The 14,333-nt window shown below is 66.0% G+C and carries 16 protein-coding genes; 12 read left to right on the top strand and 4 right to left on the bottom strand.

Features of this window, described 5'->3' with window-relative positions; genetic code table 11:
• Positions 1–96: 96 nt before the first annotated feature.
• Genes ASE25_RS15860 through ASE25_RS22455 form a run of 3 tightly spaced genes read left to right on the top strand, consistent with a single transcriptional unit; the run spans position 97 to position 2,269 of the window.
• Complete coding sequence (locus ASE25_RS15860; protein WP_235508707.1) at positions 97–660, top strand: hypothetical protein; 564 nt, start codon at positions 97–99, stop codon at positions 658–660.
• Positions 624–1,466: a sugar phosphate isomerase/epimerase gene (locus ASE25_RS22460; RefSeq protein WP_082622913.1), complete on the top strand. Its 843-nt coding sequence runs from the start codon at positions 624–626 to the stop codon at positions 1,464–1,466. The genes ASE25_RS15860 and ASE25_RS22460 overlap by 37 nt, the downstream gene beginning before the upstream one ends.
• Positions 1,463–2,269, top strand: a complete 807-nt coding sequence (locus ASE25_RS22455) for a glycosyltransferase family 2 protein (RefSeq protein ID WP_082622912.1) — start codon at positions 1,463–1,465, stop codon at positions 2,267–2,269. The genes ASE25_RS22460 and ASE25_RS22455 overlap by 4 nt, the downstream gene beginning before the upstream one ends.
• A gap of 6 nt (positions 2,270–2,275) precedes the next feature.
• Here ASE25_RS22455 and nhaA read toward each other — a convergent pair whose 3' ends face one another.
• Entirely contained in the window at positions 2,276–3,646 is a 1,371-nt protein-coding gene (nhaA, locus tag ASE25_RS15850) for a Na+/H+ antiporter NhaA (protein WP_056826555.1), read from the bottom strand.
• Between the two features lie 321 nt (positions 3,647–3,967).
• Here nhaA and ASE25_RS15845 point away from each other — a divergent pair, with 321 nt between their 5' ends.
• The 4 genes from ASE25_RS15845 (at position 3,968) to ASE25_RS15830 (ending at position 6,589) form a co-directional block, all read left to right on the top strand.
• The gene (locus tag ASE25_RS15845) at positions 3,968–4,207 is read left to right on the top strand and encodes a hypothetical protein (protein ID WP_056826554.1); all 240 of its coding nucleotides are present in this window, start codon (positions 3,968–3,970) and stop codon (positions 4,205–4,207) included.
• 386 nt (positions 4,208–4,593) lie between these two features.
• Complete coding sequence (locus tag ASE25_RS15840) at positions 4,594–5,082, top strand: GtrA family protein (protein WP_200959133.1); 489 nt, start codon at positions 4,594–4,596, stop codon at positions 5,080–5,082.
• Positions 5,079–5,999, top strand: coding sequence for a glycosyltransferase (locus ASE25_RS15835; RefSeq protein WP_056826552.1), 921 nt, complete (start codon positions 5,079–5,081; stop codon positions 5,997–5,999). Before ASE25_RS15840 ends, ASE25_RS15835 begins: the two co-directional genes overlap by 4 nt.
• Positions 5,996–6,589: a bifunctional 2-polyprenyl-6-hydroxyphenol methylase/3-demethylubiquinol 3-O-methyltransferase UbiG gene (locus tag ASE25_RS15830; protein ID WP_056826551.1), complete on the top strand. Its 594-nt coding sequence runs from the start codon at positions 5,996–5,998 to the stop codon at positions 6,587–6,589. The genes ASE25_RS15835 and ASE25_RS15830 overlap by 4 nt, the downstream gene beginning before the upstream one ends.
• Positions 6,590–6,602: 13 nt before the next feature.
• On the opposite strand, the gene ASE25_RS15825 is transcribed toward ASE25_RS15830, so the two are convergent.
• A complete protein-coding gene (locus tag ASE25_RS15825) occupies positions 6,603–7,892 on the bottom strand; it encodes a hypothetical protein (RefSeq protein ID WP_157623461.1) in 1,290 nt (429 codons plus the stop codon).
• Between the two features lie 283 nt (positions 7,893–8,175).
• Here ASE25_RS15825 and ASE25_RS15820 point away from each other — a divergent pair, with 283 nt between their 5' ends.
• Positions 8,176–9,303 carry an acyltransferase gene (locus tag ASE25_RS15820; RefSeq protein WP_082622911.1) on the top strand — a complete coding sequence of 376 codons (1,128 nt, stop codon included), beginning with the start codon at positions 8,176–8,178 and terminating at the stop codon, positions 9,301–9,303.
• Here the strand turns inward: ASE25_RS15820 and ASE25_RS15815 are convergent.
• Both ASE25_RS15815 and ASE25_RS15810 read right to left on the bottom strand, forming a co-directional pair.
• Positions 9,300–10,694, bottom strand: coding sequence for a hypothetical protein (locus tag ASE25_RS15815; RefSeq protein WP_157623460.1), 1,395 nt, complete (start codon positions 10,692–10,694; stop codon positions 9,300–9,302). The two genes, ASE25_RS15820 and ASE25_RS15815, sit on opposite strands and share 4 nt — an antisense overlap.
• Positions 10,691–11,887 (bottom strand): glycosyltransferase 87 family protein, encoded by a 1,197-nt coding sequence (locus tag ASE25_RS15810; RefSeq protein WP_157623459.1) that lies wholly within the window; start codon positions 11,885–11,887, stop codon positions 10,691–10,693. The genes ASE25_RS15815 and ASE25_RS15810 overlap by 4 nt, the downstream gene beginning before the upstream one ends.
• A 219-nt stretch (positions 11,888–12,106) precedes the next feature.
• Between ASE25_RS15810 and ASE25_RS15805 the strand changes: the two genes are divergently transcribed.
• The 4 genes from ASE25_RS15805 to ASE25_RS15790 all read left to right on the top strand — a co-directional run bounded on the left by ASE25_RS15805 (position 12,107) and on the right by ASE25_RS15790 (position 14,295).
• Positions 12,107–12,277 carry a Flp family type IVb pilin gene (locus tag ASE25_RS15805; protein WP_020145236.1) on the top strand — a complete coding sequence of 57 codons (171 nt, stop codon included), beginning with the start codon at positions 12,107–12,109 and terminating at the stop codon, positions 12,275–12,277.
• Between the two features lie 123 nt (positions 12,278–12,400).
• Positions 12,401–12,571, top strand: coding sequence for a Flp family type IVb pilin (locus tag ASE25_RS15800; protein ID WP_056826546.1), 171 nt, complete (start codon positions 12,401–12,403; stop codon positions 12,569–12,571).
• A gap of 69 nt (positions 12,572–12,640) precedes the next feature.
• Complete coding sequence (locus ASE25_RS15795; protein WP_082622909.1) at positions 12,641–13,033, top strand: TadE/TadG family type IV pilus assembly protein; 393 nt, start codon at positions 12,641–12,643, stop codon at positions 13,031–13,033.
• Positions 13,034–13,038: 5 nt separating this feature from the next.
• A complete protein-coding gene (locus tag ASE25_RS15790) occupies positions 13,039–14,295 on the top strand; it encodes a Tad domain-containing protein (protein WP_235508715.1) in 1,257 nt (418 codons plus the stop codon).
• The last annotated feature ends 38 nt before the right edge of the window (positions 14,296–14,333 follow it).

The following is a 14,333-nucleotide window of genomic DNA, read 5'->3' as shown; positions in this document are numbered from 1 at the left end:
GTCTGCGCTGGTCTGCCGGGTGCAAAGTACCTTGCCAACGCTGACCCGGAGGGAGATTGGGCGAACACGCGCAAACTGGCGGAAGTGCTCGCTACCGTGCGCACAGAGCAGTTCGTCCTCGTCTCGACCGTGGATGTCTATAGGAGACCGGTCGATGTCGATGAGTCTTCGAAGCCGGCTCTCGACGGATCCCAGGCCTATGGCCGCAACCGCGCGTGGTTCGAGACCTTCGTGCAGGCTACCTTCCCCAGAAGTCTGATCGTTAGGCTTCCGGCTCTCTACGGCGACGGTCTGAGGAAGAACTTGGTGTTCGACCTTCTGGAAGGCCGGTCAGACCAGTTCAAGGAGGTGTCCCCTGCCTCGAGCTTCCAGTTCTTCGATGTCGGGCAGACATGGAAGTACGTCGAAAAGTGCCTCGCTGCGGACCTGTCTGTGGTCAACTTCGCCATGGAGCCAGTGACTGCTCGGGACGTAGCTGGGCTCTTCGGTAGCGAGCTGAAGGGGACAAGCGAGCCAGTCGGCTACGACGTGAGGACCTTGCATGCGCGCCCCCTGGGCGGTAGCGGCGACTACTTGGGCTCGCGCTCCGACCAACTCGACGGAATCAGGCGACTCAAAAAGCGATGGATGCGGACAACGTCGGCGGGCATGCCGAAGTGAAGCTCGCCGTATCCAACCTCGGATGGGGTTCGCTCAATCAGAAGACGGTTCGCGATCTCTTAGCTGACAAGGGCGTGTCTGGAGTCGAGCTCGCGCTGACAGCCGTGTGGCCAGAGACGCCAGATGTCGCTACCTCACAGCTCGTTAGCGAGGCTGATTTCTGGAGGCGTGGGGGGCTTGCGGTCAGCGGTATCCAGTCACTGCTCTACGGACGTCCAGATCTTCAACTGTTCGACCCGGCGTCGCACGATGCACTCCTCGATCACCTTGCAAAGATGATTCGTCTCGCAGGTGGCCTAGGAGCGAGGCGTGCGGTGTTTGGTTCTCCGAAGAACCGGCGCCGCGGAATCCTGGACGAGGACCTCGCTGACGAAATGGCAGCGTCGTTCTTTGTTCGCCTCGTACCAGTGCTCGAGGATGAAGAGGTCGTGCTCACGTTGGAGCCAAACGCCCCTGCGTACGGCGCGGACTACCTAACTGATTACGAGTCCTGCGTGCGGCTGAGTCGGCTTCTCGGGTCTAGCTACGTGCAACCTCAGGTCGACACCGGCTGCCTTTCAATGGCGGGGGTCGATTCGGCCGCCGCCGTGCTGTCACACATGCCCGGTCATGTGCATGTTAGTGCTCCGATGCTCGGTCCTCCACCGGGGAACATCGATCACATCGACGTGCGGTCGGCCCTTGAGGCAGTGGGCTATGACGGTTGGTGCACCCTGGAGATGCTCGCGGCAAATCCCGAAGGGGAGTATGAGGTGTTGATCACCACCCTTGAATGGTTCAGCGCGGCTTACGGTGCTAGCTCGTGAACGTGTACGAAGTAACAGAAGTGGCGGGACGTCCCGCTTCGACGGTCTGGCAGCTCGCGCCACAGAGACACAGCCTTGCACTAGTGATTCCCGTCATCAACGAGGGGGCACGCCTCCATCGCCAGCTCGCCGATATTCAAGCCTCTGCTCCGGAGGTGGACGTGATCGTCGCTGACGGGGGATCGAGCGACGGATCCACGAACCCCGCGGTGCTACAACGACTGGGTGTGACCGCACTCTTGGTCAAGCGGGGCCCGGGTCGCCTCTCGGCCCAGCTCCGGATGGCCTTTGGATACGTGCTTGATGCTGACTACCTGGGCGTCCTCACAATGGACGGAAACGGGAAAGATGGGACCGATGGGATAGCGAGGATGGCGGGCGCAATCGACTCCGGACTTGATTTCGTGCAAGGTTCCAGGTTCATCCCGGGTGGCAGGGCCGAGAACACGCCTCTACACCGGTTGCTGGGGATCCGCCTAGTCCACGCCCCGCTGACGTCATTCGGAGCGCGGCGCCGGTACACCGACACGACCAATGGCTTCCGCGGACACTCGCGAGCGCTACTGACGGACCCGCGTGTCGATGTCTTCCGGGATGTCTTCGACTCCTATGAGCTCCTCGCCTACCTGCCAATACGTGCTGCGCGTCTCGGCTATCGCACAGGGGAGGTCCCTGTGGCGCGCTCATACCCGCGTTCAGAACCGACTCCGACCAAGATCAGCGGCACATCGGCTCACGCGCGCCTCATACGAATTCTCTGGCGGGCAGTGATCGGTGACTACGATCCCGGCACTCGCGACTGAGCGTCGTCAGTCGCGCTCAACTACAGCTTCTCCGTAAACGTCCGGGACGCCGTCGTGGTCCCGGTCCTCCGTTTCTCGGGCCTCGACGAGGCGGTAGTGCCGGTTGCGCACCCGGAGCACGACGCTCGAGAGCAGCGCGGCGATGACGCTGCCGCAGAGGACGGCGAGCTTGACGTGGTCGTCGCGCTCCGAGCCGTTGCCGAAAGCGAGCTCCCCGACGAGCAGGCTGACCGTGAACCCGACGCCCGAGAGCACTGACAGCCCGAGGACGTCGGTCCAGGCCAGGTCTTCGTCGAGCTCGGCTCGGGTGAAGCGAGCGACCGCCCACGTGCCGCCGAGGACGCCGACCGTCTTGCCGACGACGAGCCCGACGACAACGCCGACTGCGGCTGCGTCGCCGAGTGCCGAGCCGAACCCGCCGCCGACGACCGTGACCCCGGCAGCGAAGAACGCGAAGACGGGCACGGCGAAGCCCGCGGAGAACGGACGGATCTTGTGCTCGATGCGCTCCGCGAGCGAGTGGCGGTCGGGATCGTCCTCCACCTCGCGGTTGACCGGGACGAGGAGCCCGAGCAGGACGCCGGCCACCGTGGCGTGGACGCCGCTGGAGTGGACGAAGACCCAGGCGAGCAGGGCCGGGATCGCGAGGATGAGTGGGTTGGTGATCCTGCGCTTGAGGAGCAGGCGCCACGCGGCCAGGGGGATGACCGCGGCGAGCAGCCAGAGGAAGCTGACCGTGTCGGTGTAGAAGACGGCGATGATCGTGATCGCGATGAGGTCGTCGACGACGGCGAGGGTCAGCAGGAACGAGCGCAGCGCGCTCGGCAGGTGCGTGCCGATGACGGCGAGCACCGCCAGCGCGAAGGCGATGTCGGTTGCTGTCGGGACGGCCCAGCCACGGAGTATGCCGCTGAGCTCGCTCGCGCTGTCGCCCCGGCTCATCAGCGTGGCCGTGACGACGAACAGGATCGCGGGCAGCGCGACGCCGCAGACCGCGGCTGCGATGGGCAATGCCGCCTTGCGTCGGTCGGACAGGTCGCCCGCGACGAACTCGCGCTTGAGCTCGATGCCGGCGACGAGGAAGAAGACGGCGAGCAGCCCGTCGGCCGCCCACGTCCCCAGCGACAGGTCGAGGTGCAGGACATGCGGGCCGATGACGGTGTCACGCAGGGCGGCGTAACCGTCGCGCCACGGCGAGTTCGCCCAGATGAGGGCGGCCACGGCTGCGGCGAGGAGGATCGCGCCGCCGACGGTCTCGGCGCGCAGGAGGTCGGCGACGTAGCGGGCCTCACGCCAGCTGCCTCGGCCGAGCAGCCGGTTGCCGGCGCTGTCTCGAGGTGGTGTCGGCGGGGTCGTGGTGGGGTCGTAGTCGCTCACCTGGGGTCCCTTCGGGGGATGGGTCATGGGCCGCCGACCAGACTTCCCGGCACACCATGGCCACTCGCGTCGTCGCCGTGAGCCGCCCCGATTCTAGCGAGACGGCTGACGCAGCTCCTGTCGCGTTCCGGGAGCCGGACGTGGCGGCGGGACGAACTGCCCTCGAAGGGTGCGGCCTCAGCGCCGCCCGGGCTGGAACACACTGCGGCACGGTCAAATCGGACTAATTAGACATCGGTGGATTCCGAACGGTTGACAGCCGTAGATTGTGGCTCGGGAGGGGGGCTCCCGCATCTGGGTGAAGATTTTGGGGGTTTGACGATGAACGACAAGCCAGCAGGTTGGTACTACGTCGGCGACGGCACGCTGCGTTATCGCGACGACTACGGCTGGACCGAGTACTACATGGACACCAAGGACCCGCGGGCGCAGGACTGGCCGCCGCCGAAGCCCAAGACGCTGTTGCAGCAGCTGCGTGAGGACGAGGCCGCCAGGTCCGTTTCTGTCGGCCACCGTGGTCGCGTCTCGACGATCTTCGGCCGGAGACGCACGCGGCACTGAGAGTGCGCGCGACGAGCCGTTAGGGACAAGCGGGACTGTCGGCAACACCCGAACGATTCCAGATGGCCAACCGACCGCCCCCGGTGCTCAAATGTCCCCCGGCCTGTGTGGAGGGTCAGACGGCCTGGGCAAATGCGCGAATTGCGACGCCACGTCCCCGTAGGGGTTGCACAAGCGAAGCGATGCTGCTCGGCTCACATTTCGGCGTCCTGACTGCCCGTAATAGGGCATACCCGGTCATCGGGTCGTCGTTAGCCTCCCCACCGGTACCCAATGGATGGGAATCGCCGAAGTTATTGATTCCCCGGACACGGGGATCTCGCCAAGGCATGCTGGGCCGCGGTAGACGCCGAAAAGGGGAGCGTCTCCGGCTCTGGGGAGGGCACATGACGGCACAGGCGGACAGCGGGGTGGAGGTCCTCGTCGTGCGACCTGCTGCCATGAGGCCGGTCGACCGGCTGGCGGCTCTCGGCCGGCGGGCTCTCGCCGACAAGCGCGTGAAGTTCGTCCTCACCGGCGCGCTCAACACCGCCTTTGGCTTCGGGTGCTTCGTGGCCTACCAGTACCTCGTCGGTGTGCGTTTCGGCTACATGTGGACGCTCGTCCTCGCGCACATCACAACGGTCCTCTTCGCGTTCATGACGCACCGACGTCTCGTCTTCCAGGTGTCGGGCTCGGTGCTGCGCGACCTCTGGCGCTTCGAGTCGGTCTACCTCGTGGCACTCGGCATCAATGCAGTCCTGCTGCCCCTCGCCGTCGAGGTCGCGGGGCTGCCGGTTCTCGTCGCCCAAGCCGGCATCACGACGCTCAACGCGTTCGTCAGCTGGTTGGGTCACAGCCGCTTCAGCTTCCACCGCAACGAGGTCGCAGCGTGAGTGCGGAGCTGCCACGGCCCCTGGTCTCCATCGTCGTCCCGACGTACAACAACGCCGCGTTCGTCCGCGATACGATGCGCTCGATCCTGTCGCAGACGTTCGCCGACTTCGAGCTCATCGTCAGTGACCACTCGAGCACCGACGGCACGTGGGAGTTGCTCCATCCTTTCGCGTCCGACCCCCGCGTCCATCTCCTGCAGATGCCGCGCACGGACCATCCGCATGACAACTGGGACAACGCCACCCGAGCGGCAACCGGCAGATACCTGAAGCTCGTCTGCGGTGACGACCTCCTCGCGCCGGAGTGCCTCGAGCGGCAGGTGGCCGCGATGCAGTCACACCCCCGCGCGGTCATGGTCGCTTCCCGGCGGGACGTCGTTACGGCCAGGGGTGACATGGTGCTGCGGTCCTGGGGGCTGCCCAGGATGCTGGGCGAGCTCTCCGGACGGGCAGCCGTGCGACAGGCCGTGCAGTCGGGCACCAACACGTTCGGGGAACCTGCCTGCGTCCTCCTGTGCCGGTCCAGCCTCGAAGCGGTCGGGGGCTGGGACGGCACCCACTCGTACGTCCTCGACCAGCACACGTACTCCAAGGTGCTCATGCGAGGCACCTTCGTGGGTTTGGAGGAGCCGCTCGCGTCGTTCCGGCTGAGCGACAGCCAGTGGAGCCACGCGTTGGCCCGCAACCAGTACCGTCAGGTCGTGGCCTTCCACCGTGACCTCGCCGCCTCGTGTCCCGACCTGCTGTCTCGGACGGATCTCGCTCGAGGGCGCGCGAAGGCGAAAGCTCTTGCGTACGCCCGAAGGCTCGCCTACTTCTCGCTGGCCCGTGAGTTGCGTACGCCCCTGGCTCCGATCGAGCTACAGGTGTCGCCCCAGCCGGCTTCCGTCCCGGTCGCGGGCCTGGGCGCCGAATGAGCGGAGACACCGCAGCGCGTGACTACGCAGACCGGCTCGAGCATGCGCAGCGGGTGTGGTGGAAGCGTGTCATCCCCGTGCAACTGCCTTACCAGCTCCACCTGCGACGCCAGCGCCTCGGTCGCACCCTTGAGGTCGGATGTGGCATCGGTAGGAACCTCCGCACGCTCGGCCCGCGCTCGGTCGGGGTCGACCACAACGAGGCCGCTGTGGCGTATGCGCGGGGGCTGGGCTTCGATGCCATGACCGTCGACGCGTTCATGGCGAGCGACAAGGCCTCGCTCGAGGGCTACGACTCCATCCTGCTCGCGCACGTCGTAGAGCACATGGAACGGTCTGACGCCGAGGGCCTGCTTCGGACGTACCTCCCGTATCTGAGGCCGGGCGGCACCGTCTTCTTCATCTGTCCGCAGGAACGGGGCTATGCCTCGGACCCGACACACGTGTGGTTCGCTAGCGGGTCTGAGCTCGTCGACCTGGCCAGAGCCGTGGGGCTGAAGCCCGAGCGGTCGTGGAGCTTCCCGTTCCCGCGGCGCGCCGGCAAGGTCTTCATCTACAACGAGTTCTGCGTCAGGGCCGTGAGTGCCTGACGGGGCTTGGGCCCTACGGCACCTGCACGAGCTCTCGAGACACGATGAGGCAGTAGCGGATCCACCACCACTGAGCCGCGACGCCTATGACGGCGAACGCGATGGCAACTGCGATTCGCTGGCGCGGCCGGTCTTCAGGGACGCCAGCGCGAACCAGAGGCCAGAAGACGGGGATCGCGAGCATGTAGTAGCGGACGGCGCTCCAGTTCCAGTCGACGACAGCCAGCACGTAGACGATGTAGGCGATCGTCCATGCCCGCAGCATCGGCTCCTGCTGACCAACGGTGAAGAGCCATAGCAGCAGCAGAGCCCAAAGAGCTGCGATGACGGCGGCGGTGACGAAGCCACCCGGCACGTCGCTGTTCCGCTCCAGGAAGCGCGCGATCGGGGTCGCCCTCAACTCAGGGTTCCACGCCTGCTGCGTCAGGAAGTAGGCGCGGGGTTCTCCCGTGACGAAACCGACGATGATCGGCCAGATGACCCCGACGAGCCCGGCCCACGCCGCCAGAAGGGCGAGTGGGAGAGCCCGTCGCCGCGACAGCGCCCCCTGCCGCCAGAGGAGGTACGCGTAGAGCACGAGGGCAGGTGCAAACGCCACGGCAACCCCGCGCGTGAGCCCGAGAAGCAGGAGAGCGAGAGCCGCCCACCAGAAGCGCTCGCGGGTCACGCACGTGATCACCGTGAGGACGAACGTGAGGGCCAGACCCTCCGTGTAGCTGATCTGCATCACGGGTGCGCAGATGAAGGTGCTCATCGCCAGCACGGCGATGATGCCCCCGAGTCGGCCGTGTCGGCGAGCCACGAGTCGGTAGAGCAGGAGCATCGCCACGGCGCCCGCGATGAGCGAGACAGCCACCGAAGCGATGGGAAAGTCGAGCCGAGTCACGAACATGACACCGCGCACGACGTATGGATACAGCGGGAAGAACGCCCACGGGTTCTGTTTGACATTGCCAGACGCATCGGTCGGAAGTTCCGACGGGTAGCCGTGTGCGGCTATCTCCCAATACCACTGTCCGTCCCATCGGGTCACTGCCGTCAGGTAGCCGGGCGGCGCCGTGCCCGCGTCGGTGCCGAAGTGGCGCCCACCCAGCCCGACGAACTCCTCGAGCGTGAGCGATGAGCTGCTGGCTATCGCGATCATGGCCACGTTGATCAGGCGGGTCGTCAGGTAGATGGCGAGCGGCCAGAGCCACCAACGGCCCACGAAGGCCGTTGCTGCTGCGTCGGAGAACGGGACCGAGCGACCGGTTGTCTCGCTCGCGGAGCGCGGAAGCCGGTCGCCGACTTGCTGTCGAGCCATCTGGTGGGTCCCCGTTCGTGGCCTGGTCTGCGGCCGGAGCGCCGTTGGGGCACTCGCGGCGTCACGATATCGCGACGAATCGGACGTCGTCGTTCCTTTGGACGATTGGTGAGTCGGCTGGGTGACTCGGGAGGCCGAACGAGCCAGGAAGTGACGAATCGGACCTTTCGGAAATGCCCTTCGGAAGGTGACCCGACAGCCCTAGGGTCGGCCTCGGGGAGGCGGCGGGCGAGGGGCCAGGGTCGCGGTGGTCGTGGGCGGGCGCTCACGGGTTGGGGGAGTCATGAACGCTGGACCGAGTGCGCACCTGCGCTCGTTGACGAGTCTGCGCTTCGCCGCAGCCCTGCTTGTCGTGGTCTTCCATCTGTCATTGGTTGCACCCGGGCTGGGGGGTGTCGGACGTCTTGCGGCCGCCGGCTACGTCGGCGTCACCTTCTTCTTCGTGCTGAGCGGATTCGTGCTGACGTATTCGTGGGACATCGACGCCACCGCATCGCGCTTCTATCGACGGCGGTTCGCTCGCGTCTACCCCGTGCATCTGCTCTTCATCGCACTCGCGATGGTGCCGTGGAGTCCGCCGCCAAACTGGGGTGCCCTCCCTGCGAATCTCGCCCTGCTGCAGGCATGGTCGCCGGACGATCCCGTTGCGCGGTCCTTCTCTGGAGTCTCGTGGTCGCTGTCGTGTGAGTTCTTCTTCTACGCGACCTTCCCGTTGCTCGTGCGGTTGATCTGGCGCTGGGTCCGTCGTCCGCTCGTGGTCGGTGCAGTGTCCATCGCCGTCGCGCTCGCCGTTGGCGTCACGATGCAGCGTCACGACCCCGAGTTGGGTGCGTGGCTCTTTCACCTTCCCGCTTTCCGGATGGTCGAGTTCGTCGCGGGATCGCTGGCTGCCATGGCTATGACGCGTGGCTGGGTGCCGCGGCTGCGAGTGCGGTGGGCCGGCGTCTTCGTCGTCGTCTCCTACCTCAGCGTGCTCGTACTCCCCGTCGCCATCGGCTACCGCTTCGAGGATCGGTGGGCGTTGTCACTCGCGATGGTCCCGAGCCTCGTGATGCTCATCGCCGTCAACGCCCATGTTGACCTCGTCGGTGCTCCGTCACCGCTGCAGAGCCGGACTCTGGTGAGTCTCGGGCAGTGGTCCTTCTGCATCTACATGGCGCACCCGCTCGTCATGGGGTTCACCCAGCCGCTGCTCGTCTCCGCGGGAGTGTTCGGGTCGCTGCTCGGCTGCGCGCTGGTCGTGCTCGCCGTCGTCGGCGTCTCATTCGTGCTCCACGTCGTCGTCGAGCGCCCCCTCGAGCGACGACTGCGTGGTGCGGCTGATGTGCGCACCTCCGGCGCCACCGAGACCGAAGGCGTCGGGGAGTCCGTGCCGCTGGTCAGCCGGCCTTCGGTGATCGCGACCAACTAGTTGCGACGCAGAAGCACGTACGCGCCGACAAGCTGACGGGCGGTGAAGCCGTTGGCCACCGCCGCTCGTGCCTGTGGTGACGCGGGTGGAGCGACGACGACGTCCGCCCGGGCGAAACCGCGCGTTCCACCTGTCGCGTCGCCGTCCATGAAGGCGAGGTATGCCGTCTGGTCGGCGTGGTCGAAGGCGTCGAGCGGGTTGCTCACCCACACCAAGGCTCCCGCTGCGGCCATGGACTCGGCGAGTGGCTCGGAGACGAGCACCACGCCCCCGCGCGTGGCGGCAGCGAGCTGTGACGCCTCTGCATCGGCAGCGTGGAAGGTCGGAGCTCGGGCCGCGAGCAGGCCGGCAACCACCATCATGCCGGCGACGCAGGCCGCTGCGGGCGCCAAGTTGGCCCTGCGTGTCGGTGCCTCCTCTGGGCGCCGGTGCCGGGTCATCAGCGCCAGGGCTGCGGGGACGGCCAGGAACAGCAGAAGCCAGATGCCGTGGCGTGCGGCGACGAGGGTCGCCCCAGCGAAGCCAAGCGAAGCGGCATACTCCCAGAGTGGTCGACGGTGACGAAACGTCATGTACCCCAAGCAGGTCGCCGCCACCAGCAGCATGAGGTCGAACGGGTTGGACAGGCTGAGCCGGCTCCACATCCCGGAGTCGTCATTGGTGGCGGCACCGCCGAAGACACCGAGGTAGTAGTGCGGCGCCTGGAGTAGGCCGGGGTTGAGACAGGAAGCTGCGAGCGAGGCGAGTCCCACACCGACCGCCGTCCAAGGATCGAAGCGGAGGCGCGAGAAGGCCAGGTAGCAGCCGAGGACCGCGACGCCGACCAGTACTGCGCCGTGAAGGTTTCCCCACAGGGCGATGAGTGGGACGGTCGCCCAGATGAGCCTCGACGGGCGATCGTGCTCCAACCGCAGCAGGACGACCAACGCGGCATAGGGCACCAGCGACAACAGTTGTGCACGCGCGATGAGCAACGGTGCGGCGCCACCGACCAGGACAAGGAGCAGCACCGATACGAGGCCGATCACGTGCGCACCGCGACGCCGGGCGGACGAGACGAGGATCCAGAGGGTCCACACAACTACGACGACCTGTGCCGCGACGACGCCGAGGCTGCCTGCGACATGGATGAACGAGAAGAGCACCTGCCCGAGTGCCGTCGTGTTGACCCAACCCTGCGAGGGCGCAGCGGCGAACGGCACGCCTGCCGGAATCTGGCGATCGGCGCGGATCGTGTCACCGAGAGCGCTCAGCCACAGGGCATCGGAGCCGACCACGGACAGCCAAGCGATCACACAAGCCACCACACCTAGAGCGACCACGACGAGCGTTGACGTGGAAGCGGCTCTGCGTGTGTGCGCATGGCGTTCACCCGCGGATGTCCTGGTCATGATGCCCCAACTCGGCTCAATGGTGAGCGACGCAGGTCCGAAACGGCGGTGGCGGCAGACGTCACCAGGAGCCCGATGGCCACCCACAGGTAGGCATACGCGAAGAGGAGCTGACCGGCTGTTAACGGTCCCGTTTCCGGGACGGCCCACATCGGGGCCACGTAGAACACCAGCGCGATCAGGGCCGCAGTGATGCGGCTCCCCGCGTGGACAAGGGCGACGAGTGCGGGCACGACCCAGACCCAGTGATGTGTCCAGGAGATCGGCGAGAGCAACAGTGTGGCTCCTGCCAGACTGAGGGCGACGCTGGCCCAGTTGCCTCGTCGGCCGAGGAGAGCTGCCGTCGAGAAGGCCAGCACTCCCGACGCAGCGATCGCGATCCACAGCGCCCCAGTCGGCGCCTCAGGCGCGACGCGCGACACAAACGAACGCACGGACTGGTTCACGGGTGAGAAAGCCAGGTCGCCGAAACGATCGAACTTGTCGAAGCCTCCCAACCAGTACCTGTGCGAGGAGCCTGACGCTGCAAGCCAGCCCACGGCGAGAGTTGCCGCGCCAGTGGTGATCGCGAGGACGGTTCCACGCCAGTCGCGGCGAAGGACGAGATAGAGGACGAAGACCGCGGGCGTGAGCTTGATCCCTGCCGCGAGCCCGATCAGGACACCCCGGAAGCGCGCCGGCATGAGATAGAGATCAGCGAGTACGAGCCCCATGAGAATGATGCCGATCTGGCCGAGGACCAGAGTACGGACGACAGGCTCGAGGGCCAGACCTGCCGCCCCGAGCAGGATCGTCGTGGTCCAGCGAGCACCGAGGGCCCGCCGGATGGCAACGAGGCTCACGACGTAGGCGACGAGGGTCGCCATGGTGAAGACGACCTTCGACACGGATAGCCCGACGATGCCGAGTGGCACGAACGCGACGGCGGCGAACGGAGGGTAGTTGAAGGCGAGGACGCCTGGTCTTGGCGCATAGACGTCGACACCCTCGAGAACTGACACACCGCCGTAGTAGAAGTCGGTGAGATCAACGAAATTCCATGTGGCAGAGGCGCTCCAGCGGACATAGAGGGCGGCGCCCACGACCATCCAGCCGACGACGACCCCGGAACCGGGCGGTGGCCGCAGGCGGCGTTTGGCTGCGATGGGCGTGCCCTGGGCCGCCATACATATTCTCCACTTCTGGTTGCTCAAGTCCGACTGCACGTGTCCAGAACGGGGTTCTCGGATTTCCGATCATGCGAGCGCAGGATGTCTCCAACCGTGCCATCTCTCCCTGTCCGAAAGGCGCAGATTGGGAAGGTGTTGTGAAGTTCAAGCATTTTCAAGACACGCTGTCGGCGCCCGCCTACTCTTCCGATCAGCGGGGGGCACATTCGGGTGGCCCTGCATCACTGGGAGGAACCCTTCACCATGACCAAGATTGCTGCCAAGGTCCAGACGCTGCTCAACAAGGAGCGCGGCGCGACCGCCGTCGAGTACGGCCTGATGGTTGCCCTGATCGCTGTCGTGATCATCGCTGCTGTCTCCCTGCTCGGCAACAACCTGTCGACGACGTTCAACAACGTCGCCGCCAAGGTCTGAGCATCGACCGCGGGTGCGAGGCCGGGGGTACGGCTTCGCACCCGTGACTCGCTCGTGGAGGGGTCCTACGAGCTCCAACTCACACAGTTCGGGCGTAGCGCCTCATCACCAGGGAGAGAATCAATGACCAAGCTTGCTGCCAAGATCCAGAGCCGACTCGCTTCCGAGCGCGGCGCGACCGCCGTCGAGTACGGCCTCATGGTCGCCCTGATCGCCGTCGTGATCATCGCCGCCGTCTCGCTGCTCGGCAACAACCTGTCGACGACGTTCAACAACGTCGCCGCCCAGGTCTGACACTTCGTACGACGTCCACGCCGGGGGGCCACGGACGAAACCGCACAACTTTGGGGAGGGCGATCTGGCATGGCCAGAACTGAGCGCGGCGCATCGGCCGTGGAGTTCGCGATCGTCCTCCCCGTGCTGTTCCTGCTGATAGCGGCGATCGTCGACTTCGGACGCGCGTACTTCTACCAGATCCAGCTGGCCAACTCGGCGCGCGAAGGCGCACGGGCGGCTGCGGTCGGCACGCTGACCACGACCGAGATCCAGGACCGAGCGAAGGCGGCCATCGGCGGCATTCCGGTCGCTGACCTCAGCTTCCCGGGCATGGTCACCTGCGGCACCACCAACGCGTCCGTCACTGTGCAGGCAAGCTTCCAGTGGCTGGTCATGGGGCCGGCCATTCGGATCGTCGGTGGCACCTGGGGTGCCAGCAACGTCCTCTCGTCGACGGCGGTGATGAAATGCGGCGGTTGAGCAAGATGCGTGGCATTCGACGGGACCGGGGCGCCACGGCCGTGGTTGCGGCTCTGGTCGTCACGTTCATTGCCATGCCAGCGATGGCCCTGAGCGTGGACATGGGCAACATCATGTTCGAGCGACGCCAGCTGCAGAATGGGTCGGATGCAACATCCATGGCCCTCGCCCAGATGTGCGCCAACGACGTCACCACGTGTAACGCCACCACGAGCGTTACCTCGTTGAACGCGTTGGCGAGCGCCAACGCGATCGACAACGCCTCGCAGCTGAACACCGCGATCGGGACAAACGGTCAGTGCGCGAGGCCACCGACGGGCGTCACCTTCACTGGCATGCCAGCGTGTGCCTCGTCGACGGCCACTGCAGCGCAGAAGACCGCGGCCCTCAACAACCTCGGGCTGTGCCCTCCGCTCAGCGACTACTTCGTCTCGGGTGCTGGCAAGGACCTGGGGTACGTCGAGACCAGTGTCCAGACCAAATCCAGCGCCACAGACAACACGATCCTGCCGAGCATCTTCTCCCAGGCACTGACGGGGGGAGCACGCGACACCGCATGTGCTCGTGCTGCCTGGGGTCCTGGGGGCCCGAGCAGCCTCACCGTGTTGCCCTTGGCGATGTCCGAGTGTGACTGGGCGGCCCAGGTGGGCTACCCGTCTGCCACGAACTATCCGCCTGGACCATCAGGCACGTGGCCCGGCTACTCCAACACTGACGCCCGACCCGACTGGCCGGCCAGTGAGAACACGATCTACTCCAAGGGCAACGACACGACGTGCGACACGTCGAGCCCGGGCGGCACGGCTCCGGGTGGTTTCGCCTGGCTCGACGGGCTGCTCAGTGCCTGCACCGGCGCTGTGAGCGACAGCGCCTGGATCCACGGCAACACGGGAGCCGACGGTTGCGACGCCTCCGTCTTCGACCCACTGCGTGGCACGGTCATCTACGTGCCGGTCTTCGACTGCATGGCGGCCAGCAATCTGGCGCGTGAACCGATATCCACTGACAACTGCAATGCCGGATCGGGAAACAACACGTGGTACCACATCTCCGGTTTCGCCGCCTTCTACCTCAGCGGCTGGCGGCTCACGAAGGGTGACCAGGTCAGCATCAGGCCGCCGAACGCCCTTTGTGGCAGCAGCAACTCTCAACGTTGTCTGTCCGGATGGTTCCTCAAGGACCTCATCCCGACTGGGGACTTCGTGCCTCCCACACCGACCAATCCGAACTACGGCGTCACGATCGTGAAGCCGGCTGGCTGACACCAGACGCAAAGCCAAGAATTTCTTCTCTGGGGGGA

This window comes from Terrabacter sp. Root85 (assembly GCF_001429185.1).
In the GTDB taxonomy this organism is placed as follows: Bacteria; Actinomycetota; Actinomycetes; order Actinomycetales; family Dermatophilaceae; genus Terrabacter.
This window is presented reverse-complemented; position numbering and strand designations above follow the sequence as displayed.